Origin of the sequence: Nocardiopsis suaedae (genome assembly GCF_027706745.1) — a bacterium.
Lineage (GTDB): Bacteria > Actinomycetota > Actinomycetes > Streptosporangiales > Streptosporangiaceae > Nocardiopsis_A > Nocardiopsis_A suaedae.
On sequence record NZ_JAQFWP010000043.1, the window covers coordinates 1 to 24,333 of the forward strand.

At 74.7% G+C, this 24,333-nt stretch carries 22 protein-coding genes, 1 tRNA gene and 1 pseudogene; 13 read left to right on the forward strand and 11 right to left on the reverse strand.

Going from position 1 to position 24,333, the window contains the following annotated elements; genetic code table 11:
* Window positions 1–266 precede the first annotated feature (266 nt).
* The gene (locus O4U47_RS20450) at window positions 267–698 is read right to left on the reverse strand and encodes a roadblock/LC7 domain-containing protein (RefSeq protein ID WP_270679525.1); all 432 of its coding nucleotides are present in this window, start codon (window positions 696–698) and stop codon (window positions 267–269) included.
* Between the two features lie 413 nt (window positions 699–1,111).
* Here O4U47_RS20450 and O4U47_RS20455 point away from each other — a divergent pair, with 413 nt between their 5' ends.
* A complete protein-coding gene (locus O4U47_RS20455) occupies window positions 1,112–1,954 on the forward strand; it encodes an aminotransferase class IV (RefSeq protein WP_270679526.1) in 843 nt (280 codons plus the stop codon).
* Between the two features lie 209 nt (window positions 1,955–2,163).
* Here O4U47_RS20455 and O4U47_RS20460 read toward each other — a convergent pair whose 3' ends face one another.
* On the reverse strand, window positions 2,164–2,583 hold the full coding sequence (locus tag O4U47_RS20460) for an SsgA family sporulation/cell division regulator (RefSeq protein ID WP_270679527.1): 420 nt from the start codon (window positions 2,581–2,583) through the stop codon (window positions 2,164–2,166).
* Between the two features lie 443 nt (window positions 2,584–3,026).
* Between O4U47_RS20460 and O4U47_RS20465 the strand changes: the two genes are divergently transcribed.
* Window positions 3,027–3,100, forward strand: a tRNA-Val gene (locus O4U47_RS20465).
* A gap of 416 nt (window positions 3,101–3,516) precedes the next feature.
* Here the strand turns inward: O4U47_RS20465 and O4U47_RS20470 are convergent.
* A complete protein-coding gene (locus tag O4U47_RS20470) occupies window positions 3,517–3,906 on the reverse strand; it encodes a PGPGW domain-containing protein (RefSeq protein WP_333563666.1) in 390 nt (129 codons plus the stop codon).
* Between the two features lie 131 nt (window positions 3,907–4,037).
* Window positions 4,038–5,204: an FAD-dependent monooxygenase gene (locus O4U47_RS20475; RefSeq protein WP_270679528.1), complete on the reverse strand. Its 1,167-nt coding sequence runs from the start codon at window positions 5,202–5,204 to the stop codon at window positions 4,038–4,040.
* Between the two features lie 218 nt (window positions 5,205–5,422).
* On the opposite strand from O4U47_RS20475, the gene thrS reads away from it, so the two are divergent.
* Both thrS and O4U47_RS20485 read left to right on the forward strand, forming a co-directional pair.
* The gene (thrS, locus tag O4U47_RS20480; protein WP_270679529.1) at window positions 5,423–7,396 is read left to right on the forward strand and encodes a threonine--tRNA ligase; all 1,974 of its coding nucleotides are present in this window, start codon (window positions 5,423–5,425) and stop codon (window positions 7,394–7,396) included.
* Between the two features lie 144 nt (window positions 7,397–7,540).
* A complete protein-coding gene (locus tag O4U47_RS20485) occupies window positions 7,541–8,779 on the forward strand; it encodes a phospholipase D-like domain-containing protein (protein ID WP_270679530.1) in 1,239 nt (412 codons plus the stop codon).
* On the opposite strand, the gene O4U47_RS20490 is transcribed toward O4U47_RS20485, so the two are convergent.
* Together O4U47_RS20490 and O4U47_RS20495 are read right to left on the reverse strand one after the other, a co-directional pair.
* Entirely contained in the window at window positions 8,751–9,833 is a 1,083-nt protein-coding gene (locus O4U47_RS20490) for an acyl-CoA dehydrogenase family protein (protein ID WP_270679531.1), read from the reverse strand. The two genes, O4U47_RS20485 and O4U47_RS20490, sit on opposite strands and share 29 nt — an antisense overlap.
* Window positions 9,833–11,008, reverse strand: coding sequence for an acyl-CoA dehydrogenase family protein (locus tag O4U47_RS20495; protein WP_270679532.1), 1,176 nt, complete (start codon window positions 11,006–11,008; stop codon window positions 9,833–9,835). The genes O4U47_RS20490 and O4U47_RS20495 overlap by 1 nt, the downstream gene beginning before the upstream one ends.
* Before the next feature lie 100 nt (window positions 11,009–11,108).
* Here O4U47_RS20495 and O4U47_RS20500 point away from each other — a divergent pair, with 100 nt between their 5' ends.
* The 4 genes and pseudogenes from O4U47_RS20500 to O4U47_RS20515 all read left to right on the forward strand — a co-directional run bounded on the left by O4U47_RS20500 (window position 11,109) and on the right by O4U47_RS20515 (window position 14,103).
* Window positions 11,109–11,906 (forward strand): SDR family oxidoreductase, encoded by a 798-nt coding sequence (locus O4U47_RS20500; protein WP_270679533.1) that lies wholly within the window; start codon window positions 11,109–11,111, stop codon window positions 11,904–11,906.
* Window positions 11,905–12,150: pseudogene (locus O4U47_RS20505) on the forward strand (transposase); the annotation flags it as partial. The gene O4U47_RS20500 and the pseudogene O4U47_RS20505, both read left to right, overlap by 2 nt.
* 99 nt (window positions 12,151–12,249) lie before the next feature.
* Window positions 12,250–12,873, forward strand: coding sequence for a TetR/AcrR family transcriptional regulator (locus O4U47_RS20510; RefSeq protein WP_270679534.1), 624 nt, complete (start codon window positions 12,250–12,252; stop codon window positions 12,871–12,873).
* A 36-nt stretch (window positions 12,874–12,909) separates the two neighbouring features.
* A complete protein-coding gene (locus O4U47_RS20515) occupies window positions 12,910–14,103 on the forward strand; it encodes an acetyl-CoA C-acetyltransferase (protein ID WP_270679535.1) in 1,194 nt (397 codons plus the stop codon).
* 262 nt (window positions 14,104–14,365) lie between these two features.
* On the opposite strand, the gene O4U47_RS20520 is transcribed toward O4U47_RS20515, so the two are convergent.
* The 5 genes from O4U47_RS20520 to O4U47_RS20540 all read right to left on the reverse strand — a co-directional run bounded on the left by O4U47_RS20520 (window position 14,366) and on the right by O4U47_RS20540 (window position 18,428).
* Window positions 14,366–14,716: a hypothetical protein gene (locus O4U47_RS20520; protein WP_270679536.1), complete on the reverse strand. Its 351-nt coding sequence runs from the start codon at window positions 14,714–14,716 to the stop codon at window positions 14,366–14,368.
* A gap of 71 nt (window positions 14,717–14,787) precedes the next feature.
* A complete protein-coding gene (locus O4U47_RS20525) occupies window positions 14,788–15,864 on the reverse strand; it encodes an NAD(P)H-dependent flavin oxidoreductase (protein ID WP_270679537.1) in 1,077 nt (358 codons plus the stop codon).
* Complete coding sequence (locus O4U47_RS20530) at window positions 15,861–16,598, reverse strand: CoA-transferase subunit beta (RefSeq protein ID WP_270679538.1); 738 nt, start codon at window positions 16,596–16,598, stop codon at window positions 15,861–15,863. The genes O4U47_RS20525 and O4U47_RS20530 overlap by 4 nt, the downstream gene beginning before the upstream one ends.
* Window positions 16,595–17,428 carry a CoA transferase subunit A gene (locus tag O4U47_RS20535; RefSeq protein ID WP_270679539.1) on the reverse strand — a complete coding sequence of 278 codons (834 nt, stop codon included), beginning with the start codon at window positions 17,426–17,428 and terminating at the stop codon, window positions 16,595–16,597. The genes O4U47_RS20530 and O4U47_RS20535 overlap by 4 nt, the downstream gene beginning before the upstream one ends.
* Window positions 17,429–17,663: 235 nt before the next feature.
* Window positions 17,664–18,428, reverse strand: a complete 765-nt coding sequence (locus O4U47_RS20540; protein WP_270679540.1) for an enoyl-CoA hydratase family protein — start codon at window positions 18,426–18,428, stop codon at window positions 17,664–17,666.
* 71 nt (window positions 18,429–18,499) lie between these two features.
* Between O4U47_RS20540 and O4U47_RS20545 the strand changes: the two genes are divergently transcribed.
* The 5 genes from O4U47_RS20545 (at window position 18,500) to phnE (ending at window position 24,146) form a co-directional block, all read left to right on the forward strand.
* Complete coding sequence (locus O4U47_RS20545; RefSeq protein ID WP_270679541.1) at window positions 18,500–19,294, forward strand: SDR family oxidoreductase; 795 nt, start codon at window positions 18,500–18,502, stop codon at window positions 19,292–19,294.
* Window positions 19,284–20,183 (forward strand): SDR family oxidoreductase, encoded by a 900-nt coding sequence (locus O4U47_RS20550; RefSeq protein WP_270679542.1) that lies wholly within the window; start codon window positions 19,284–19,286, stop codon window positions 20,181–20,183. The genes O4U47_RS20545 and O4U47_RS20550 overlap by 11 nt, the downstream gene beginning before the upstream one ends.
* A 160-nt stretch (window positions 20,184–20,343) precedes the next feature.
* Complete coding sequence (locus tag O4U47_RS20555; RefSeq protein WP_270679543.1) at window positions 20,344–21,297, forward strand: phosphate/phosphite/phosphonate ABC transporter substrate-binding protein; 954 nt, start codon at window positions 20,344–20,346, stop codon at window positions 21,295–21,297.
* Between the two features lie 204 nt (window positions 21,298–21,501).
* The gene (phnC, locus tag O4U47_RS20560) at window positions 21,502–22,347 is read left to right on the forward strand and encodes a phosphonate ABC transporter ATP-binding protein (protein ID WP_270679544.1); all 846 of its coding nucleotides are present in this window, start codon (window positions 21,502–21,504) and stop codon (window positions 22,345–22,347) included.
* A 14-nt stretch (window positions 22,348–22,361) separates the two neighbouring features.
* Window positions 22,362–24,146 carry a phosphonate ABC transporter, permease protein PhnE gene (gene phnE / locus O4U47_RS20565; RefSeq protein ID WP_270679545.1) on the forward strand — a complete coding sequence of 595 codons (1,785 nt, stop codon included), beginning with the start codon at window positions 22,362–22,364 and terminating at the stop codon, window positions 24,144–24,146.
* Window positions 24,147–24,333 lie beyond the last annotated feature (187 nt).

Below are 24,333 nucleotides of genomic sequence, written 5' to 3' on the forward strand. Positions count from 1 at the left end.
AACCCGCGACCCTCACCTTGGCAAGGTGATGCTCTACCAGCTGAGCCACGTCCGCATCGGAGGGAGTCGGTCCGGGCCGGTGTCCCGGCCGGTTCGCCTCGCTGCGATGCCTTGAACTCTAGCGGATATCGGCGCCAGCGCGAAATCGGAATCGGGGAGTGGGGCGTGTGGGCCGGGCCTCGTCCGGGGCGGGCGCGCTCGCGCAGGCGCGAGCGCGCCATGGAGTGGAGCCGTCCCGGACGCCGCGCGCCGCCACCCCGGTGCCGTCAGTGCTCCGCGCGCGCGGGCGTGCCCGGCATGTCCGGGCGCGGCGGGGCCGACAGGTACTGGCCCACCCGCTCGATCACCTTGTTCATCTCGTAGGCGATCAGCCCCACGTCGCTGTCGGTGTCGGACAGCAGCGCCATGCAGGCGCCCTCCCCGGCGGCGGCGACGAACAGGAAGGCCCCGTCCATCTCGATGATGCTCTGCCGGATCTCCCCCGCCTGGAACTGCCGCGCCGCCCCTCCGGCGAGGCTGTGCAGTCCGGACGCGATGGCGGACAGATGCTCGGCGGCGGAACGGTCCAGCCCGCTCGACGCCGCCATCAGCAGGCCGTCGGTGGACAGGACGATGGCGTGCCGTGTTCCTTGCGCGCGGGTGAGCAGGTCGTCCAGCAGCCAGCTCAGTTCGCCAGGGGCGGTGCTCCGTGTCGTCATAACTCTCAAGCTCTGTCGTGGGGTGGGTTCGTGGGCCGTCCGTCCCGGCCCACCGGGGGACGCCCGTGGGTGGGGGATCCCCATAAGCGTTGCCCAGATGATAGCCATTCGTAACCCGTCGGGCCGGTTTCCGTCGCCATGTCGGAGTGGTGCCCGGTGCCGCGGGAGACGGCGGAGACACCGGTTGGCCAGCGGTCACGCTACTGACCGGTGTGCTGTGTGCCGAGGGCCCGGCCAATCCCGGACACAGGGCTTGCGTCCGCCGCGCGGGCGGTCGTAGCCGGGCCGGAGGGGCCGCCGGGGCGGCACGCCGGGCGGGGCGCCGGAACCGGGGGCCGCCGATCCCGAGCGCTCCGGGGCGGCGCGTGGCAGGATCGGCCGCACAGCACATGTCGACATCGGGGGTGGATGCCATGCGGGTGTGGATCGCGGGCGCGGGCTTCGGCCGGGGCGAGGTCCTCGCCGAAGAGGAGGCAAGGATCCCCGCGCTGGACCACGGGATCACCGTGGGGGACGGGGTCTTCGAGACCGTCAAGGGGGTGGCGGGCCGCCCGTTCGCGCTCTCGCGGCACCTGCGCCGGCTGGCGCGGTCGGCGGCCGGACTCGGGCTGCCCGAACCCGACCTGGAGCTGATCGCCGAGGGGGTCCGCCGCGCGGTCGGGGCCAACGCGGACACCGACCCCTCGCGGATCCGCATCACCATGACCGGCGGCCCGGCGCCGCTCGGCTCGGAGCGGGGCGCCGGCGAGCCGACCTACATCGTCGGCGTCGGCCCGTTCCCGCCGATCCCGCCGTCGGTCCCGGTGCAGACGGTGCCCTGGTCCCGCAACGAGAAGGGCGCCCTGGCGGGCCTGAAGACGACCTCCTACGCCGACAACGTGCTGGCGCTGAAGTACGCCCACGAGCGCGGCGCCAGTGAGGCGGTCTTCGCGAACACCCGGGGGAACCTGTGCGAGGGCACCGGCAGCAACATGTTCGTGGTGCTGGACGGGCGCCTGGTGACGCCGCCGCTGTCGGCGGGCCCGCTGGCGGGCATCACCCGGGAGCTGGTGCTGGAGTGGGCCGGGGGAGAGGAGGCCGACGTCCCCATGGCCGACCTGGACCGGGTCTCCGAGGCGTTCCTGACCTCCACCGGGCGCGACGTGCAGGCGATCAGCGCCATCGACGGGCGGGACCTGCCCGCCGCGCCGGGGCCGGTCACCCGCAAGGCCGTGGACGTCTTCGCCGACCGCTCCGCCGCGGACATGGACCCCTGACCGGAGGGGGAGCACACGCGAGTGCCGCGGGCCGTGGGCCCGCGGCACTCGTCCGTATTTCGGGGGAAACGTTCGCCCCGTGATGCGTTTGTCATGCAATGCCGTGGGTAAACCACCCGCGGCATGTGCGTCTCCGGCGCGTCCGGGCGCGCCCGCACTGGCCCGGAACCGCTCCCGTAGGCACCGGGGCGGCGGGCGCGGGCCGGACGTCAGGAGGAGAGGTGGCGGTCGATCTCGGCGTCGAGGTCGATGTGGCCGCCCTCTTCCCCGGCCGGGACGATCTCGTAGGTGCGGTGGAGGAACTCGGCGAGGGGGGCCACCGCGGCGTCGAACTGCGCCTGGCCGAAGGGCGAGGAGAGCGCGATGTTGACGGTCCGCTCGTCGCCGCCCTTGGAGGGCCACACCTGGACGTCGCCCTCGCCGACGGGGCGCACGATGCCGACCGTCAGCAGCTCGCGGGCGAAGATCCACTCGACCGGCTCGTCCTCGCCGGTGTGGAAGGCCACCTTGATCGCGTAGGGGTCGTCGGCGGTGTAGTCCAGCCGTGCGACCAGGGGGACCGAGGTGCGGTCGGGGACCACGAGCCGCAGGCCCAGCTCGGCGCTGGCGGTGGTGCCGCTACTGTTCATGTTCGCCAAACCTTTTCTCGTCCGGCCCCGCGGGGTGCGGGTCCGTAGTGCCGTCTCACCCGCTCCAACGCGGCCGTCCGCGATGTATGACGCGTAACCGCGGGACTTTTTGCCATCGGATCGCCAAGAGATGCCCAAGCCGAGCCTCACCGATCCTCCGTCACTGTAATGAGCTGCGGAAACCAGGAATTTCCGGATGATCTGTGTGCCGCGTCACGTACGGGGACGTCTCGGGTGGACCCCGTCGCCACCGGCCGTTCACATCCCCTTTACCGAAGGGGTTTCACGTTTTGCGCGCCCTTGGAGCGGCCGGGCGGCACCGGTGATGAGACCTCGATCACACCCCGGGTCGCTCTCCTGGAGTGCTCGGGTTGCACGAGCACCCCGTCGGATGCGCTAGAGTTTTCATTGTTCGCCCCGCCGGACAGGCGGGGAGACACCCGGGGCGATTAGCTCAGTTGGCTAGAGCGCGTCGTTCACACCGACGAGGTCACTGGTTCGAGTCCAGTATCGCCCACCTCGGATCAAGGTCGGCTCCGTTCCCGCGGAGTCGGCCTTTTTCTTTGGGGTTTCGGCCTGCCCGCCGAACCCTGTGCCGCCGGGACCGCCCCCCGGCCGGCCTCCGCCGGGCCCCGGGACGGCCGCCGCGCGCGGGTCCGCCGACGGTTCCTTCTGCACGTTCGGACCAGCTCTGGAGCCGAACGGTTCGGCTCCTACCCGGGTGAGGTGCACAACACGCCTCCTGGGAAGCCAGAGGCGCTCCTCGGGTCTTTGAGGGCGGTCGCCCCCCGGAAACATGCGGCCCGAATCCCCGAGCGCCGCTCCTGGGTGCTCTCAGCCCTCTGCGGGCGCCCGCGGGGTGCTTCGGGGGAGGAGCCCCGAAGCACCCGTCGGCCGTCCGGGCGGGCGCGGGCGGCTTCGAGGGAAAACGGCTCACTTGCGCCGCGCGGCGCGCTTCTCCCGCCGCTTGCGGTCCGCCTCCAGCGCGGCCTCCTTGGCGCGGCGCGCCCACATGCGCGCGCGGTGCAGCAGCCCCCGCGCCCACGCGTATTCGGTGGCGAGGATCGCCAAGCCCAGAACGATGCCCGCGGCCCCCGGCCCCGGCGTCACGCACATGATGATCCCGGCGGCGAGCACGGTCCCACCGACGATCGTCACCAGGGTGCGCCAGGTCACATGGAGGACGGGGTGGGCGTGCATCCGCATCCGCCACACGCGCATTCGTGCCCTGAGGCGGCGCCAATGGCGCGTCCGCGCGGGCGAGGGGCGCGATCCCGACGGATCCGGCTGGTCTTCGAGGCCGGTCAGTGGGGTCTTGGGCATGCGCAGAGGATATCGGCCTGATCAAGCCCGAGTATCGGGCCGTGACCTCGAACCGGAGGATGACCGGGGCGGACGCCGCCACGAATCGGCGTGTCTGGGCCCCCGGGCCGCCCCGAGGCGCCCCGGAGCCCTCACGCCGACGGCGCCTCCTCGCCCGCGTCGTGCCCGAACACCCAGTCGGCGTTGTCCATCTCGACATCGGCCGACAGGCCGGGCGGCCCATCGGGCGCGCCGTCCTCCCACGCCAGCAGCTCCATGGCGCTGCGCCCCAGGGCGTGGATGCGGTCCGTGCGCGCGCGGCGCAGCGCCGCGTACCGGGACAGCGCCGGCCCCGCCGTCAGCGCCGTGGCCCCGCGCAGGCAGCGCGCCAGCACCACCGCGTCCTCCACCGCCTGGTTGGCGCCCTGCGCGAAGTAGGGGAGCATCGGGTGCGCCGCGTCGCCCACCAGGCCCACCCGCCCGCTGGTCCACGCCGGGACCGGGTCCCGGTCCTGCAGCACCCACTCGCCGACCCACCGGGCGGCGGCGACGGTCTCCCGGACCTCCGGGGTCCACCCCGAGAAGGCCCGGTCGAGCACCTCCACGCGCCCGCCCGCCGTCCACGGCACCGGCCCCGGCCCGTGCGCGGGCACCATCGCGATGAAGCTGACCTCCCGCCCTCCGGACACCGGGTACCGGGAGAAGTACCGGTCCGGCCCGATCCACACCCGCACCGCCGGGTCGGCCACCGCCCCGGGCGCCGCCGAGGCGGGCACCAGGCCCCGGTAGACGGTCTGCCTCGACGGCCGCCGGTGCTCGGGCCGCAGCAGCGCCCGCACCGACGAGTGCGCCCCGTCCGCGCCGACCGCCACGTCCCCGTGCACCTGCCGCCCGTCGGCGCAGTGCAGCGCCACCTCGTCGCTGTTCTCCAGGATGTCGGTGACGTAGTGCTCGGTGTGCACCGTCCCCTCGGGGACCGCCTCCAGCAACAGGGCGTGCAGGTCGGAGCGGAGCAGCGTGTAGAAGGGCGCGCCGTAGCGCTTCTCCGCCTCCTCGCCCAGCGGTGTGGAGTGCAGCAGCCGCCCGTCGGCGCCCTCCAGCACCTCCCGCCGGGACGGGCGCACCGACACCTCGGCCAGCCGGTCGCCCAGGCCCAGCCGCAGCAGCAGCCGCGAGGCGTTGGGGGCCAGCTGCACCCCGGCGCCGACGGGCGCGAACCCGCGGGACTGCTCCAGCACCACGCAGCGCCGCCCCGAGCGGTGCAGCGCCAGCGCCAGCGCCAGCCCGGCGATGCCCGCCCCCACGATCACGATGCGCACTCCGCGCCCCCTTGTTCCTGCCGAGTGTCCGCCGGTGTCCGGTTTCCACCTCCGCGGGTTGCATACCCGTGCGGACGCTCGCGGTACCCCGCCGCGATCCGCGCGCGGCGGCCGGTCGGGGCCCGGCCAACCGATAGCATCGTGCGTGGGAGGCGGCGCGCGGCCCGTTCAGCGCTCTCTGCCCCTCCCCGCCACGAACACCGAGACAAGGAGCCACCGTGTCCGCCGTGCCAGAGCTGCGTATCACCCTCGCCGGAACCGAGCGTTCGGTGGCGGCGGGGACGACGGCCGGCCAGGCGTTGGAGGCGGACGGCCGGACCGTGATCGCCGCGCGCGTGGGCGGGGAGCTGCGCGACCTCGCCTGGGAGCTGTCCGAGGGCGACGCGGTGGAGCCCGTGGAGATCTCCTCCGAGGACGGCCGCTCCATCCTGCGCCACTCCGCCGCGCACGTGCTCGCCCAGGCCGTCCAGGAGCTGTTCCCCGAGGCCAAGCTGGGCATCGGCCCGCCCGTGGAGAACGGCTTCTACTACGACTTCGACGTCGCCGAGCCCTTCACCCCGAACGACCTCAAGCGTCTCGAGAAGAAGATGCAGGAGATCGTCAAGCAGGGCCAGCGCTTCGACCGCCGCGAGGTGACCGACGACGGGGCCCGCGAGGAGCTGGCGACCGAGCCCTACAAGATGGAGCTCATCGGCCTCAAGGGCGGCGCCGGCGCGGCCGGCGACGGGGCCTCGGTCGAGGTCGGCGAGGGCGGCCTGACCATCTACGACAACGTCCACCCCCGCACCGGCGAGCTGTGCTGGAAGGACCTGTGCCGGGGCCCGCACCTGCCGACCACCAAGGCGATCCCGGCCTTCAAGCTGATGCGCTCGGCCGCCGCCTACTGGCGCGGCAAGGAGACCAACCCGCAGCTCCAGCGCATCTACGGCACCGCCTGGGAGACCAAGGACGCCCTCAAGGCGTACCTGACCTTCCTGGAGGAGGCCGAGAAGCGCGACCACCGCAAGCTCGGCGCCGAGCTGGACCTGTTCTCCTTCCCCGATGAGATCGGTTCGGGCCTGGCGGTCTTCCACCCCAAGGGCGGGGTGATCCGCAAGGAGATGGAGGACTACTCGCGCAGGCGGCACGAGCAGGCGGGCTACGAGTTCGTCAACACCCCGCACGCCACCAAGGCCAGGCTGTTCGAGAAGTCGGGCCACCTGGACTGGTACGCCGACGGCATGTACCCGCCCATGCAGCTCGACGACGGGGTGGACTACTACCTCAAGCCGATGAACTGCCCGATGCACCACCTGATCTTCGACGCGCGCGGGCGCTCCTACCGGGAGCTGCCGATGCGCCTGTTCGAGTTCGGGACCGTCTACCGGTACGAGAAGTCGGGCGTGGTGCACGGCCTGACCCGGGCCCGCGGTTTCACCCAGGACGACGCGCACATCTACTGCAGCCGCGAGCAGATGGCCGGCGAGCTCGACTCGCTGCTGACCTTCGTGCTGGACCTGCTGCGCGACTACGGCCTGGACGACTTCTACCTGGAGCTTTCCACCAAGGACCCGGAGAAGTTCGTCGGCACCGACGAGGTGTGGGAGGAGTCCACCGAGGCCCTCCGCGCCGCCGCCGAGAAGCAGGGCCTGGAGCTGGTCCTGGACCCGGCGGGCGCCGCCTTCTACGGGCCGAAGATCTCGGTGCAGGCGCGCGACGCCATCGGCCGCACCTGGCAGATGTCCACCATCCAGGTCGACTTCAACATGCCCGAGCGCTTCGACCTGCAGTACACCGCGGCGGACGGCACCCGGCAGCAGCCGGTGGTCATCCACCGCGCGCTGTTCGGCTCGATCGAGCGGTTCTTCGCCGTGCTGCTGGAGCACTACGCCGGGGCGTTCCCGGCCTGGCTGGCCCCGGTGCAGGCGGTGGGCATCCCGATCGCCGACGAGCACGTGCCCTACCTGGAGCGGTTCGCCGAGCGGCTGCGCGGCGAGGGCGTCCGGTTCGACGTCGACTCCGGCGACGACCGGATGCAGAAGAAGATCCGCAACGCCCAGAAGCAGAAGGTCCCCTTCATGCTGCTGGCCGGCGACGAGGACATCGCCAAGGGCGCCGTCTCCTTCCGCTACCGGGACGGATCGCAGAAGAACGGGGTGCCGCTGGAGGAGGCGGCCGAGGAGATCCTGGCGGCCGTGCGCGAGCGGCGGTAGCGCCGCCGCCCGGCCCCGGCCCCGTGTCCCCCTCCGCTGCGCGGCGGGGGACACGGGCGTGTCGGGGTCCGCGGCGCGCAGGCCGTCGAAAGGTAGCTTGGTGCCCGTCCGACGCCGGTCGGGCAGGGACCGGAGACTGAGGCGATGCTACGAAGATCCACGGTCATCACCGTCGTCAAGCGGGTGGTCGCGGCGCTGCTGGCGGCCCAGGCGGCCGCGGTCCTCGGGCTGGTCGGCATCGACCTGTGGCGCAAGCGGGTGCGCCCGCGCCGGGCGCACTTCCCCCGGACCGCGCCCAAGGAGCTGCCGGTCGGCGAGACGCTGGTCACCACCTACACCTACGGCGAGGACCTGTTCTCCGACATGCTGGAGGCGATCCGGGGGGCGCGCACCCGGATCCTGTTCGAGTCCTACATCGTCAAGGGCGACCAGGTCGGGCGGCGCTTCAAGCGGGAGCTGATCGCCGCGGCCGAGCGGGGCGTGGAGGTCCACGTCGTCTACGACGGGTTCGCCAACCTCGTCGTGCCCCGCTCCTTCTTCCGCTTCCCGCCGTCGGTGCACGTGCTGCGGTTCCCGGTGGTGCACCCCGGGGTGCTGCTGCTGGACGTGCGCAAGCTCGGGCGCGACCACCGCAAGATCCTGTCGGTGGACGGCGAGGCCGGGTTCGTCGGCGGCTACAACGTGGGGGCGGCCTACGCCACCGAGTGGCGCGACACCCACCTGCGGATGGTGGGCCCGGCGGTGTGGGAGCTGGAGAACGCCTTCTGCGAATTCTGGAACCGGCACCGGCGGGCGGGCCAGCCGCGGCTGTCGGCGTTCGGCCAGGCGCAGTGGACCCCGGCGGTGCGCTCCCAGCGCAACCAGCCGGACCTGCTGGTCTACCCGATCCGGGGGATGTACCTGGACGCGATCGACCGGGCGCGCGAGCACGTCTACATCACCCAGGCCTACTTCCTGCCGGACCGGGAGATCCTGGACGCGCTGGCGGCGGCCGCCCGGCGCGGGGTGGACGTGCGGGTGCTGATCCCCGACGAGTCCAACCACGTGATCGCCGACTGGCTGTCCCGGGGGCTGTACGCGACGCTGCTGCGGGGCGGGGTGACGCTGTGGCGCTTCCAGGACGCCATGGTGCACGCCAAGACCGCGACCATCGACGGGCGGTGGTCCACCGTGGGCACCGCCAACGTGGACCGGCTGAGCCTGACCGGCAACCACGAGATCAACGTGGAGATCTTCGACGACGGGATGGCCCGCCACCTGGAGGAGATCTTCGCCAACGACATCGCCAACGCCGTTCCGCTGAGCGAGGCGGAGTGGAACCGCAGGCCCCTTCTGGCCAAGCTCACCGAGCGCATCATCGGGCCGCTGCGCCCGTTGTTCTGACCGGGGCCCCGCGGTGGTGGGGGCCCAACCGGTCCAGGGCCCACAGGACCCGGGCGCGGTGGGCGGCGGGCGAGCCCCAGGCACGGCGGAGGGCGTGCGCTTTGCGGATCCATAGGGAGAGCGGGAACTCGTCGGTGTAGCCGATCGCGCCGTGCATCTGCAGGGCGGCCCGCGCGGCGGTGTGCGCGGCGTCGCAGGCGGCGGCCTTGGCGGCGGAGACGTCCCGGGCGCGCAGGGCGGCGGTCGGGGGCGGCTCCCCGCCTTCCGGGGCTTCGGCGGCGAAGGCGGCCGCGGCCCCCAGGACCAGCGGACGGGCGAAGCGCAGGGCGGTCGCGGTGTCGGCCAACCGGTGGCGCACCGCCTGGAACCCGCCCACGGCCTGGCCGAACTGGTGCCGGGCCTTCACATGGCCGACGGTGGCCTCCAGGAGCCGCTCACCGACGCCGAGCGCTTGGGCGGCGCAGCACAGGAGGGCCAGGTCGAACGCGAGCGGGGGGTCACCCGGTGCGCCCGGCAGGGGAGCGGCGGCCCGCACCCGCCACGGCTTGCGGGCCGGATCGAGGGACTCCAAGGGCTCCACGGGCTCGGCGGCCTGCACGGAACCGCCCTCCAGTACGAGGACCGCCCCGGCCCAGTCGGCGTCCAAGGCGTGCGGCGCCCACGGCGGGACGGCCAGCGAGACCGCCAGGTCCCCGTCAGCGATCCGCGCCGCGGAACGTCCGCCGTCGGCACCGCTCTCGGTACCGCCGTCGACGCCGCCGTCGAGCAGGACCGCCGCGGCCGCCGTCTCGACCAGGGGGCCGGGGACGGCGTGCCGCCCGGCCTCGACCATGCCCAGGGCGAGCTCGACCGGCCGCAGGCCCACGCCGCCGTGCTCATCGGGCACGGCCAGGGCGAACAGGCCCGCCTCGGCGAGCCCGTTCCACAGCCGCCCGCCGGGGCCGCGGTCGCCGCGCGACCAGGCGCGTGCGGCCGCCCCCGGCACCCCGGCGCCGAGCAGGGCGTCCAGGGTGCCGGAGAACAGGCGCTGCTCGCGGGTGGGCGCGAAGTGCATCAGCGGTCACTCCTCCGGGGCCGGGGCAGGCCCAGCACGCGTTCGGCGACGATGTCGCGCTGGATCTCGTTGGTTCCGGCGTAGACGGGCCCGGCCAGGGAGAACACGTGGCCGCGCATCCACGGCCCGTCGAGTTCGGCCTCGGGGCCGAGCAGGTCGAGCGCGGTCTCGTGCAGGTCGGCGTCGAGCTCGGACCAGAAGAGCTTGTTCATGGCGGCCTCGCCCGCTCCCGGGGGCGCGCCGGCGCACGCGGCGGCGTAGGCGTGCAGGCGGTAGGCCTGGGCGCCGATCCACGCACGGGCGACCCGGTCGGCCGCCGCGCCGCCGGGAGCGCCGCCGCCCGCGTCGGTTCCTCCGGGCCCGCTCTCGCGGAGCAGCGCCGCCAGCCGGTGGGCGGAGGCCAGGAACCGGCCGGGGCCGCGCAGGCCGGTCCCGCGCTCCCCGGCGGCGGTGCCCATGGCGATCCGCCACCCGTCGCCGGGGGCGCCGATGACGTCGGCGTCGGGCACGAACACCCCGTCGAAGAACAGCTCGGCGAAGGCGGGGCGGCCGTCCAGGCGGCCGATGGGGCGGCGGGTGAGTCCGGGGGCGTCCAGGTCGAACACCAGGTACGTCAGGCCGCGGTGGCGCTCGGGGGAGGTGCGGAAGAGCCCGAATCCGCGGTCGGCGAAGGCGGCGCGCGAGCTCCACGTCTTCTGGCCGTGCAGGAGCCAGCCGGGGCCGTGCTGGGGGTCCTCGGCGCGTTCGGCGCGGGAGCGGATGGCGGCCAGGTCGCTCCCGGCCCCGGGTTCGGACCAGGCCTGCGCCCAGACGACCTCCCCGGAGGCCGTCGGGGGCAGCAGCCGCGCGCACTGCTCGGGGGTGCCGTGCGCCAGGAGCGTGGGGCCCAGCAGGCCGATGCCGTTCTGGGAGACGCGCTCCGGCGCTCCGGTGGCGTGGTACTCCTCGTCGAAGAGCAGCCCTTCGACCGGGCCGGCGTCGCGTCCGCCGTAGCGGGCCGGCCAGGTGACGGCCGACAGGTGGGCCCGTCCCAGGGTGCGCTCCCAGTCGCGGTGGGCACAGAAGCCCTCGGCGCCGTCCATGGGGGGCAGCGGGTCGGCGGGGGCGTTGCGGCGCAGCCAGTCGCGCACCTCGTCGCGGAAGGCGCGCTGGGCGGGGGTCAGGTCGAGGTCCATGCGGCCCCTTCCCGGTCGCTGGGGCCCCGGTCCGCCGGGGCCCGATCGCTGGGTGCTGTCCGCTCATTCTTTCTAACAATCGTTTGGTAGGGTATCACCCATGGTGAACCCCGAGCAGGGCCGCCCGGCGGCCCCCGGCCCTGGCCGCGGGCTGCTCCGGGGCCGCACGGCGCTGGTCACCGCCGCGGCCGGGACCGGCATCGGCGGGGCGGCCGCGCGGCGCCTGCTGGAGGAGGGGGCGCGTGTGGTGGTCAGCGACGCGCACGGGCGCCGCCTGGCCGGCTCCGAGCGCGCGCTGGCCGCCGAGTTCGGCGCCGCCCGGGTGGCCGCGGTGCGCTGCGACGTCACCGACGAGGAGCAGGTGCAGGCCGCCTTCGACGCCGCCGAGCGCAGGTTCGGCCCGCCGGACGTGGTGGTGAACAACGCCGGGCTGGGCGGGACGGCGCCGCTGGCCGAGATGGAGGACGCCGAGTGGTCCCGGGTGCTGGAGGTGACCCTCACCGGCACCATGCGCTGCACCCGGGCCGCGATGCGGCGGATGGTGCCGCGGGGGAGCGGGGCCGTGGTCAACAACGCCTCGGTGCTGGGGTGGCGGGCCCAGGCCGGACAGGCGCACTACGCCGCCGCGAAGGCCGGGGTGATGGCGCTGACCCGGTGCGCGGCGATGGAGGCGGCCCCGCACGGCGTGCGGATCAACGCGGTCGCGCCGAGCCTGGCCCTGCACGAGAACCTGGCGAAGTCGGCCCCGGCGGAGCTGCTGGAGGAGCTGGCCCGGCGCGAGGCGTTCGGCCGGGCGGCCGAGCCGTGGGAGGTGGCCAACGTGATCGTGTTCCTCGCCAGCGACTACGCGTCGTACATGACGGGGGAGGTGGTCCCGGTCTCCAACCAGCGCGCGTGAGACGCACTCGCCCTGGCAGCGCGGGTCGAACGAGAACACCTATCGGTGCACCCTTAAGCACGCCGACGGGCTGCTGCGGCAGTACTTCCCCAAAGGGGAGTTCGACTTCGACACCATCGACCAGGCCGGGTTGGACGAGGCGGCCGTCGAGCTGAACACCCGGCCCCGCCGGACACTGGGGTGGGACACCCCCGCCGAGCGCCTGGCCGAGCTGGTCGCCCCTGCCCCGACGCCCGACCCATAGCTGCGCTCACCACTTGACACCGCCCGCGGCGGTAGCGTCGATTCCCCCGAGGTCGGGCCGTGCCACCGGCCGACACCACCCACACGAAGGCGACGAACGATGAGCCCACGGCGCAGGGACGCCGAACGCACCGCTGCCGCGCGTGAGCGGCGGCGGGCCGAGATCCTGGAGACGGCGGCGGAGGTCTTCGCCCGGCAGGGGTACGCGGCCACCACCATCCGGCAGGTGGCCGACGCCGCCGGGATGCTGGCGGGCAGCCTCTACTACCACTTCGACTCCAAGGAGTCGATGGCCGACGAGATCCTCTCGGGCTTCCTGGACGACCTGTGGAACTCCTACGAGGCGATCCTCGCCGAGGACAAGGACGCCCGCACCACCCTGGAGCGCCTGGTCGAGGCCTCGTTCGCGTCGATCCACCGGCACCGCCCCGCCGTCGTGCTGTACCAGAACGAGTCCCGCCACCTGGCGCTCAACCCGCGCTTCGCCTACCTCGGCGCGTCCCAGACCCGGTTCCGGTCCATGTGGATGGACCTGCTCACCCGGGGCGCGGACGAGGGCGCGTTCCGCGCCGACCTGGACGCCTCCCTCGTCTACCGCTTCATCCGCGACACCGTGTGGGTCGCGGCCAACTGGTACGACCCGCACGGCCGCCTGCCCGCCTCCGGCATCGCCCAGCAGTACCTCGCCATGGTCCTGGAAGGCATCCAGGCGCCCGGCGAGTGACGCCCGCCCCTGCCACGCCCCCTTAAGGAGCGCACCATGCCCGAGGCCTACATCGTCGACGCGGTCCGCACACCGGTCGGGCGGGGGCGCGCGGGAGGCGCCCTGGCGGGGGTGCACCCGGCCGACCTGGGCGCCCGGGTGATCGGCGCCCTCATGGAGCGCTCGGGGGCCGACCCCGGGGCGGTCGGGGACGTGGTGTTCGGGTGCGTGGACGCGCTCGGGCCGCAGTCGGGGGACATCGCCCGCACGGCGTGGCTGGCGGCCGGGCTGCCCGAGCACGTGCCCGGGGTGACCGTGGACCGCCAGTGCGGGTCGGGTCAGCAGGCGGTGCACTTCGCGGCGCAGGCGGTGCTGGCGGGCACGTCGGACCTGGTGGTCGCGGGCGGGGTGCAGAGCATGTCGGCGGTGCCGATCGGCGCGGCCATGCGGGCCGGGGAGGCGCTCGCGCGCGCCGACGGGCGCGAGCCGGACGGGCCCGTGGCCGAGGGGCCCTTCAGCGGGTCGCGCGGCTGGCGGGACCGGTACGGGGACGCGCCGGTGTCCCAGTTCGCGGGGGCGGAGGCGATCGCCCGCGACTGGGGGCTGACCCGGCGGGCACTGGAGGACTACGCCGCCGAGTCGCACCGGCGTGCGGTGCGCGCGGCCGACGAAGGCCGGTTCGCGCGGGAGACGGTCCCGGTCGGCGGGGCGGCCGTGGACGAGGGCCCGCGCCGGGACACCTCGCCGGAGAGGATGGCGGAGCTGCCGGTTCTGGTGCCCGGCGGGCTGCACACCGCCGCGACGGCCTCCCAGGTGACCGACGGGGCGGCGGCGCTGCTCATCGCGGGCGAGCGCGGGCTGGAAGAGCACGGCCTAGAGCCCAGGGCGCGGATCCACCACATGTCGGTGCTGGGGGAGGACCCCGTCCGGATGCTGTCGGCGCCGATCCCGGCGACGGCGCGGGCGCTCGCCCGGTGCGGGATGTCCATCGGCGACATGGACGCGATCGAGGTGAATGAGGCCTTCGCGGCGGTGGTGCTGGCGTGGCTGAAGGAGACCGGCGCCGACCCGGAGCGGGTGAACCCCAACGGGGGAGCCATCGCGCTGGGCCACCCGCTGGGGGCGACGGGGGCGCGGCTGATGGTGACCCTGCTGCACGAGTTGGAGCGCGCCGGGGGCAGGTGGGGCCTGCAGACCATGTGCGAGGGCGGCGGCCAGGCGAACGTGACGGTGATCGAGAGGGTCAGGTGACGTTGACAGAAGTCGTTCGTGCCAGACGACCCTGACGATCACGATGTCCTTATGGTGATCGTCGACAAGGAGATAGAAGTAGCCGCGACCACCGAGGATGAGGAACTGCCTGAGTCCTCCGCTCCGCTCTTCCGGGCGTCCGACCATGTTGGCTCGTGGCCGAGGTCCGCCAGTTCGGCGGCTAGCCTCTCGATTTCGGCGATGACTCCGACAGGGAGCCCATTGCGCAGGTCTGCAGGCTCACAGGCGTGACCCCAGTCGTTCACAGACCTGCGTCCGTCTCAGCCTGGGCGAGGAGGGCCTGGATCTCTTTGATCGCTGCCCGTGAATCGGGGGAACCGCTGTCGACGATCGCCTCCAGTTCACGGAGCCGACTCTCCCGCTCGGGGAACCGGGTGATGGCGACGACGGTCGACCAGTGGTGCGTGAAGGCGCGGATCGGGGCCAAAGAGCCCGTGCTCTCGGCGTTGGTCGTGGCTTCGGCCAGGTGCGAGTGGAGCTCGGGCAACCGGGACGGAGCGATCTGCGCGACCGCCGCCCGGAGAGCGGCGACGTTCGGTGGCGGCTGCTCGATCAGCGCTCGGCCGGGTTCGTCAAAGAGCGGCTCGCCCACATCTCCTCCTCGCAGTGTCCATCAGGAACACACGGTCGAAGTCTGGCGCCGGTCACGGGCGTCGCGGGGAATCATTTCGGAAGCTCAGCAACGGCCCGCCTCGCCTCTTCGACGGTCCGGTGGACCAGCTCGCGGCAGCTCGGGAGGTCGGTGATCGCGCCGACCGTCTGGCCCGCCGACATCACCCCCGCCTCCGTCCGGCCCTCCACCATCGCGGCGCGCAGCATCATCGGAGTGTTGGCCGCCGACAGCGTCTGGGCGATCCCGGTTCCCTGGGAGCGGTGCATGGACCAGCCCTCGCGGAGCATCGACGCCCAGCCCGTCCCCGCCTGCGCGCGGAACGCGCGCGCGTTGCGCAGTGCGAGGAACAGGCGCCGCGCGGCCCCCGCGCGCTCCACGGCGTCGACGGCCGGGGTGTGCAGCACCCGGTGCGGGACGCCGTCCACCGCGCGCGTCACCACGGTCTCGTCGGCCTCCAGGTACGCCCGCTTCACCGCCTCAGGAACGGCACTGTCCGACGTCAGCAGGAACCGCGTCCCCATCCCGATCCCGCACGCTCCGAAGGCCAGAGCAGCCGCCAGCCCGCGCCCGTCGTGGAAGCCGCCCGCCGCCACCACCGGGATGTCCACGGCGTCCAGCACGCGCGGCAGCAGCACGGTCGTGGCCACCGCCCCTGTATGGCCGCCGCCCTCCGCACCCTGCACCATCACCGCGTCCGCACCCCACGCGGCCACCTTCTCCGCGTGGCGCGGCGCCCCCACGGTCGGCACGACGGCGACGTCGCCCCCCTTCAACAGGGCGATCAGGTCCCGGCGCGGCGCAAGGGCGAAGGAGGCCACCCGCACGCCCTCGGAGACCAGCAGCTCGGCGCGTTCCCGGGCGTCGGCGGCGTCCGAGCGCAGGTTCACCCCGAACGGCGCGTCCGTCCTGCGTTTCACGGAGCGGATGGCGGCGGCCGTGTCCGCCACCGACATGGTCGCCGAGGCGAGGATGCCCAGACCGCCGGCTTCGGCGACCGCCGCCACCAGTTTTGGCCCGGCCACCCACCCCATGCCGGTCTGCACGACCGGGTACCGGCACCCGGCCAGCCGGGTGAGCGCCGTGTCCATGGGGGCGGGAGGCGGGGCGGAGACGGATCCGGGCGTCATCCCGGGACCTCCTTGTCGCGCACCCCGCCCGGGTCGAGCACCTCCCGCAGCAGCCGCAGCTCCTCACCCGTGGGAACGCGGGTCTCGGCGACGGCCGCCGCACCGCCCTCGGGCAGGGCGAGGTCGAAGCCGGTGGCGTCGCGCACCTGCTGCACCGTGGACCCCGGGTGCGCCGACACCAACCGCAGGGTGCGGCCGGGGCCGCCGAAGTCCATCACCGCCAGGTCGGTCACCACCCGCCGCAGCTCGTGCGCGTCGGCGGCGGCGACGCCGCTGACCATGTCGACCTTCGGAGTGAACACGCGCCGGGAATGGCGGGGCACCCAATAGCTGACCGTGTTCCGCACCGTGTTGCCGGGGCACCCGCGGACGCCGAGCAGCTGCGCCGTCGGGCGCTCCCAGTCGCCGACGCAGGAGATGTTGGACCTGCCCTCGGCGTCCATCTGGGAGGCGCCCAGCATCACATGCCTGCGGCCGTGCAGCACCAGCCACAGGTGGTCGCGGAAGGGCAGCCAGCCTTCGGCCTCGCCGTCGGCGCCCAAGGGGACCGGCTCGCGGGTGAGCACGGCCGCGCCGTCGGTGGTGAGCAGGTCGGGGGAGAAGCTCGCGCGGGCCAGCCGCGCGCCCAGGACCGAGCACGGCGCCATGGCGGCGGCGAGCACCTCGCCGTCGCCGCGCCAGGCGTCGGCGCAGGCGGCCACGGCCACCTCGGCGCGGGTCGGGGGAGCGGTCACCGTCGGGCCTCCCGCTGGTAGGCGTCCTCTCCGGCGTCGACGGCCGAGGCGCGGAAGCGGTCCCAGGCCCCGGGGTCCTTCGCGGCGGCCGCGTAGGCGCGTTGGAAGCGCTCGTCGCGCCCGTAGTCGGGCTCGCAGGAGGTGAAGTGCGCGCCGCCCGGGGTCTCGGCCACCCCCGCCACGGTCGCCCGGCTGATGAGGAGGGTCTGCGGCGGCCCGTCGAAGCCTTCGACGATGCGCTCGCAGGACAGGTAGGTGCGGTCGGCGGCCTTGGCGAACAGGTCGTCCAAGTAGGGGTCGGGCCCGAGGTACTGCCCGTTGCCCCGCCGGTCGGCCCGGTTCACGTGCACGAACGCCGCGTCGAGCCGGAGCGCGGGCGCGGCCGCCAGCTCCTCTCCGCCGGGGTGGCCGGGCGAGGGGTAGGGGGAGCGGACGGTGCGCAGCTCCGGGTTGACCCGCATGACGTCCGAGCGCAGGCCCGCGGGGGTCGGCAGGAACGGCAGCCGGTGCGCCGCCGCCAGCAGCCCGAACATGAACAGTCCTTCGTCGTACTCGGTGAGCGCGATGCGCCCCTCCTCGCGCGCGCGGCGGAACCACGGCTCCAGGGGGACGCTGTCGAGCGTGGCGAAGGGGACGACGGCCCGGCGCACCTTCCCGTAGGCGCACAGCAGCCCGAGGTCGGGCCCGGCGCAGGCGACGACGGTCAGGTCGCGCGCGGGGGAGCGGCACAGGGCCCGCACCAGCGCCATGGGCTTGCGGCGGGACCCCCACCCGCCGATGCCCAGGACGGCTCCGTCGGGGATGGCGGCGGCGATGTCGTCGGGCGTCATGCGCTTGTCCAGGGTTCGGCCCTCCTCGGGAAGCCGGGCGCGCGTGCGCCTGCCTGCGGTGCGCGGCATCGTGCGCGGTCGGGACGTGGTCGGGACGCCGGTGAGGACGGGCCGGAAATCGGAATGCCCGACGGCCCGATGGCGTCCGGTGGAGCCGGGGCATTCGGCGCCGGTGGCCGCCGACGAGAGAGGCGCCTGTGGGCGCGCCGGCGGTGGGGCCGGGCCGCACACGTCGTCACCCCTCTCCCGAGTCCGGATGGGCCCCGCCTCCGACGAAGGCGTCCCGCAGCCGGTCGCCCGCCCCGTTGAGGCCCAGCTCGAAGGTGAACCCCTGCTCGAACCGGTAGGAGCGGCGCGGGTCCACCGGGTCGATGCCGTTCAGGGACTCCTTGGCCCGCCGGACCACCTCCGGGTCCTTGGCGGCGATGTCCCCGGCGACCTCCAGGGCGGCCTCGCGCAGCCGCCCGGGCGGCACGACCTCCAGCACCGAGCCGAAGGCGTGCAGCTGGGCGGCGGTCGCCGGGCGGCAGGTGTACACCATCGCGCGCGCCAGGTGCCCCGGGACCAGCCGGGACAGGTGGGTGGCCGCGCCCAGCGCGCCCCGGTCGACCTCGGGCAGGGCGAAGTAGGCGTCCTCGGCCGCCAGGACCACGTCGGCGCTGCCCGCCAGCCCCACCCCGCCGCCCAGGCAGTACCCCTGGACGGCGGCCACCACCGGCGCCGGGCAGGCGTACACGGCGGCGAAGGCGGCCGCGCACCCCCGGTTGACCTCGACGAGCGCGGCGCCGCCGCCCCGCTGGACCTCTTTGATGTCGACTCCGGCGCTGAAGCCGCGCCCCTCGGCGCGCAGCAGCACGGCGCGGGTGCGCGGGGCGGCCCCGGCGGCCTCCACCGCCGCCGCGAGCCGGTGCCACCCGTCGGCGGTCAGCGCGTTGACCGGCGGGGCGTCGACCGCGATCTCGGCGGTCCCGTCCGGGTGGAGGGCGGTGGAGATCTCCATGCCTTACCTTTCCACCAAACGTTTGTTAGAAAGAACGTAGCAGCGGGCCGCGGCGACGGAAAGGGGCCCAGATGACCGGTCTGGACGGCGGGACGGTGCTGGTCACCGGCGGGGTGCGCGGCGTGGGCCGGGGCGTGTGCGCGGCCTTCGCCGGGGCGGGGGCGCACGTCGTGGCCTGCGCCCGGCACGAGCCGCAGGACCCGCCCGCCGGGGTGCGGTTCGTCCGCGCCGACATCCGCGACTCCGGCGACCTGGAGCGGCTGGCGGCCGAGACCGGCCCCGTGCGCGCGGTGGTCGGCAACGCGGGCGGCTCCCCGCCGCTGCGCGCGGCCGAGGGCCGGGCCCGCACCCACGCCAAGATCATCGAGCTGAACCTGACCGCGCAGCTCCTGCTCGCGCGCGCCTTCTACGGACCGCTCCGCGACAGCGGGGGCACCCTGACCTTCATCGGGAGCGTCGGCGCCGTGCGCCCTTCCCCCGGCACGGCCGCCTACGCGGCGGCCAAGGCCGGGCTGGAGAGCCTGACCGCCTCGCTGGCGGCCGAGTGGGCGCCCGAGGTGCGGGTCAACTGCGTGCGCGCCGGGATGGTGCGCACCGAGCGCAGCGCCCTGCACTTCGGCGACGGGCGGGGCCTGGAGGCCGCCGGGCGCGCCGTCCCCCTCGGGCGGCCCGCCGAGCCCCGCGAGATCGGCGAGGCGTGCGTCTTCCTGGCCTCCGACGCCGCCTCCTACATCACCGGGGCCTGCCTGCCGGTCCACGGCGGCGGCGAGCCGCCGTCCTACCCGTCGGCGCGGGGCGCGGTGGACGGGTCGGCCCACGAATCGGCCCACGGAGGCGATCGGAAGGAGAGCGGCCGTGATCTGTGAAGGCAGGGTCGTCCTGGTCACCGGTGCAGGGCGCGGGCTGGGGCGGGCGCACGCCCTGGAGTTCGCCCGGCAGGGCGCCCGCGTGGTCGTCAACGACCTGGGCGTCGGCCCGGACGGCACCGGAGGCGCCGACGGCCCCGCGCGGGAGACCGCCGCCGAGATCCGGGCGCGCGGCGGCGAGGCCGTGGCCTGCACCGGCGACATCGCCTCGGCGGACGGGGCCCGGGGAGCGGTGCGCACCGCCCTGGAGGCCTACGGGCGCCTGGACACGCTCGTCAACAACGCCGGGTTCGTGCGCGACCGGATGCTGGTCAACCTCACCGAGGACGACTGGGACGCCGTGGTCCGGGCGCACCTGCGCGGGCACTTCCTGGCGCTGCGGGAGGCGGCCGCGCACTGGAGGGCCGAGGCCAAGGCGGGGCGGCGCCCCCGGGCGCGCGTGGTGAACACCTCCTCCGGCGCGGGTCTGCTGGGCGGCGTCGGGCAGGCCAACTACGCGGCGGCCAAGGCGGGCGTGGCCGCGCTGACCCTGGTGGCCGCCGCCGAGCTGGGGCGGTACGGCGTGGTGGTGAACGCGGTCGCCCCGGCGGCGCGCACCCGGATGACCGAAGGCGTCTTCGCCGACCGGATGGCCGCGCCGGAGGCGGGCTTCGACGCGATGGACCCGGCCAACGTCTCCCCGGTGGTGGTGTGGCTGGGGTCGGACGGGGCGGAAGGGGTGACCGGCCGGGTCTTCGAGGCGGAGGGCGGCCGCATCCGGCTGATGGACGGCTACCGCCCGGGGCCGGAGGCGGTGCGCCCGGAGAGGTGGGACCCCTCCGACGTCGGCGGCGCCGTGGCGGACCTCCTGGCCCAGGCGCCCCCGCCGGAACCGGTCTACGGGGCCTAGGGGGGATCATCCGGTCATCGGCACTCAGAACGGAAATCTCGAATTCCCCCGCGGGACATCTCGCGGTCGGCCCGGCCCAAGGGTCCTGTCCGAGCATGGGGGCGCACGTCAAGGCGTCCGCAGGCCCCCCGGCGGACGGTGAACCGGAGGTCCCCCGTTCATGCAGATCAGACACCGCCGAGCCGCCGCCGTCCTCGCGTCCGCGGCCACGTCCGCCACCGTGCTCGCCGGGTGCGGGCCCAGCGCCGCCGACGGCGGCGGGGACGGCGGCGAGACCCCCGAGACCCTCGTCATCGGGGCGGTCCCCGCCGAGGAGGCCACCGGCCTGGAGAACAGCTACGGACCCGTCATCGCGATGCTGGAGGACGAGACCGGCCTGGAGGTCGAGTTCCAGTCGGCGACCGACTACGCCGCCGTCATCGAGGGCCAGCGCAGCGGGCAGATCCACATCGCGCAGTACGGCCCGTTCTCCTACTACCTCGCCGACCAGAGCGGATCGGACATCACCGTCGCCGGGGCCATGGTGCAGGAGAAGGGCGAGGAGCCCGGGTACACCTCCTACGGCATCGTCCCCTCCGGCTCCGACATCGGGTCCATCGACGACTTCGCGGGGAAGCACCTGTGCTTCGTCGACCCCAACTCCACCTCCGGTTACCTGTACCCGCTGGCCGGGCTGCTGGACGCCGGGATCGAGGAGGGCGACTGGGAGGAGACCTACGCCGGCGGCCACGACTCCTCGGCCATCGCCGTGGCCGAGGGCGAGTGCGACGCCGGCTTCGCGTTCGACTCCATGGTCGACGAGACCCTGGTGGAGAACGGCTCCATCGGGGAGGGCGACCTGGAGGTCGTCTGGGAGTCCGAGACCATCACCAGCTCCCCGATCACCGTCTACAACGGCCTGGAGCCCGACCTGTTCGACACGGTCGTGACCGCCATCGCCGAGAAGGGCAACCAGGACTACCTGGTGGAGAACGGCTACTGCGAGGAAGGCGACTGCGACCTCACCGACGAGCGGATCTGGGGCTGGACCAGCGTTCCCGACGACTTCTACGCGCCGCTGGACGAGATCTGCGAGGCGACCGAAGCCGAGCAGTGCTCCTCGGCCGACGCCTGACGGCCGGGACCGGCGCCCCCTGATGCCACACCGGTGAGCAGGGCGGACCTCCCCCCGGACGCCCGCCGCCCTTGTCTCCCCGAGAGCCGCCGGGCACGGCCCCGCACCCCCGCGTCCCGGGCGCCGTTCCCGTGCCTCCCTGAACGCGGACACCGTCACGCCCCCGCCGTGCCCGCGGAACGACCCCGACAAGGAAGCACCAGCATGGAAGCCGACAGCCGCACCGAGGACACCGAAGGCCGGGACACCGCCGCCGAGGCCGCCGTCGCCGCCGACGAGGGGACCGTCGTCGAGTTCGACGCGGTCACCAAGGCCTTCGGTGCCGACGCCCCCGCCCTGGACGAGGTCTCGCTCACCGCGCGCGCCGGGGAGGTGGTCGTCCTCCTCGGCCTCTCCGGCTCGGGCAAGTCCACCCTCCTCCGGCACGTCGACGGGCTCCAGGCGCCCACCTCCGGCCGGGTCCGGGTCCTGGGCACCGACGTGGGCGCCGCCTCCTCCCGCGAGCTGCGGCGGCTCAGGCGCCGCGTCGGGTTCGTCTTCCAGCAGTTCCACCTGGTCGGCCCGCTCACCGTGCTGGAGAACGTGTGCCACGGCGCCCTGGGGGGCCTACGCGCCCCCCGCCTGGGCCTGCCGCTCTACCCGCGCACCGTGCGGCGCGCCGCGCTGGAGCAGCTCGGCCGGGTGGGCCTGGCCGACCGGGCCTTCCAGCGCGCCGACACCCTGTCCGGCGGCCAGCAGCAGCGGGTCGCCGTCGCCCGCGCCCTGCTGCAGCGCCCCGAGATCCTCCTCGCCGACGAGCCGGTGGCCTCCCTCGACCCCGAGTCCGCCCACCAGGTCATGGAGCTGATCCGGGCCGTGGCCGCCGAGGAGCGCCTGACCGTGCTGTGCAGCCTGCACCAGGTCGACCTGGCACTGTCCTGGGGCGACCGGGTGGTGGGCCTGCGCAGCGGCCGCGTGGTGATGGACGCGCCCACCGCGGGGCTGGGCCGCGACGAGGCCATGGCCGTCTACTCCCGGGTGGGCGCACCGGCGCCCGCCCCGGTGGCCTGAGGGGCGGCGCGGCCATGACGACCGCACCCGCCCCGCCCTCCCCGAACGCGCCGCTCGGCGCCCCGGCGGCTGGGCCCGGGCCGCGTACCCTGCCGCGCCCGCGCCCGGCCTCCGCCGCGGCCGCCCTGACCGGCGCCGCCCTGCTCGCCGCCGCCGTGTGGTCGCTCATCGACCTGCGGATCAATCCGGCCACCCTGGCCGACAGCGCGGGCAACGCCGCCGACTTCCTGTCCCGGATGCTGCCGCTGGACTTCCCGCCCCTGGCCGAGCTGGCGCCGCCGCTACTGGAGACCCTCGCCATCGTCACCGCCGCCACCGTGCTGTCGGTGGTGCTGAGCACCCCGCTGGCGGTGTGGGCGGCGGGCAACACCGCCCCCGGGCGCCCGGCGCGCGCCGCCGCGCGGGCGGCGATCGTCGTCGCCCGCGCCGTGCCCGACGTGGTGCTGGCCGTCCTCTTCTTCCGCATCCTGGGCTTCGGCGCCCTCACCGGGGTGCTGGCCATGGGCCTGCACTCGGTCGGCATGGTCGGCAAGCTCTACGCCGACGCGGTCGAGCAGATCGACGAGGGGCCGCGCGCCGCCCTGCGCGCAGCGGGCGCGAGCCGCCTGCAGGAGCTGGTGGGCGGTGTGCTGCCGCAGGTGCTGCCCTCGTTCATCGCCACCGCCCTGCACCGGTTCGACGTCAACCTGCGCATCTCGGTCATCCTCGGGTTCGTCGGGGTGGCGGGCATCGGGCAGGAGATCAGCCACGCCCTCGGGCGCCTGGACTACCAGCGCGGCATGGCCCTGGCCGTCGTCGTGCTGGCGCTGTGCGTGGCCGTGGAACTGGTGTCGGTCGCCGCCCGCCGCGCCCTGCTGCCCGGGACCGAGCAGCGGGCGGGCGGCCTGGTCCGGCTGGCCGCCCGGCTCGCACCCGCGCTGGGCGCCCGCCGCGCCGGTGCGCGCGACGCCGCCGGGGCGCCGGTGGGGACGGCCGCGGGCGGGGCCGATCCGCGCGCCGCGTCCGCCGCGGCGCCGGCCTCCGGCCGGCTCACCCCCCGCTGGACCGCCGGGCGGGTGCGCCGCGCCGCCGCCGTGGCGGCCGCCGGGGCCGCCGTCCTGGCCTCGGTCGCGGCCGTCGCCACCGAGGCCCAGGCGGCGGGCTCCCGCGCCCCGCTGGAGGCCCTGGCGCTGTTCTGGCCGCCGGAGACGGGCGGCATCGGCGACCGCCTGCTGGAGGGGCTGCTGCTCACCGTGCAGATCGCCTTCGCCGCCACGCTCCTCGGCGCCCTGCTCGCGCTCCCCGTCGGGGTCCTGGCGGCGCGCAACGTCGCCCCGAACTCCGGCGTCGCCCAGACCTGCCGCATGTTCATCGTGGTGGTCCGGGGCGTCCCCGAACTCATCCTGGCCATCGTCTTCGTGGTGATGATCGGGCTCGGGCCGGTCGCCGGGACGCTGGCCCTGGCCATCGGCGCGGTCGGGCTGCTGGGCAAGCTCGCCGCCGACTCGGTGGAGGAGGTCGACCCCGGCCCCGAGCGCGCGCTGCGGGCGGTCGGCGCGTCCGGGCCGCAGGTGTTCCTGTCCGCGACGCTGCCGCAGGCGCTGCCCGCGTTCGTCGGGCACCTCTTGTACCAGCTCGACGTGAACATCCGGTCGGCCACGGTCCTGGGCATCGTCGGCGCGGGGGGCATCGGCTACGAACTGCTCAACGCGGCGCGCGTGCAGGAGTTCGGGACGGTCACCCTGATCACGCTGATGGTGTTCGCGGTGGTGATGGCGGTGGAGGCGCTGGCCGTCCGGCTGCGCCGCGTCGCGGCCTGAAAAGCCCGCACCCCAGGGATTCCGGACACCGGCCGGGGCGAGTAGGGTCACGGCCAGCGCCCGCCCTTCCGCGCCCGCCCCCGCGCAGTGCGCGCCGCCCGTCCCCCCGCTGACGCGCGCGCATCCGGCCCGTGTCACTGCGGGCCTGAACCGGGTCCGCGGTGGAGGATCGGATACGGGATCCGGT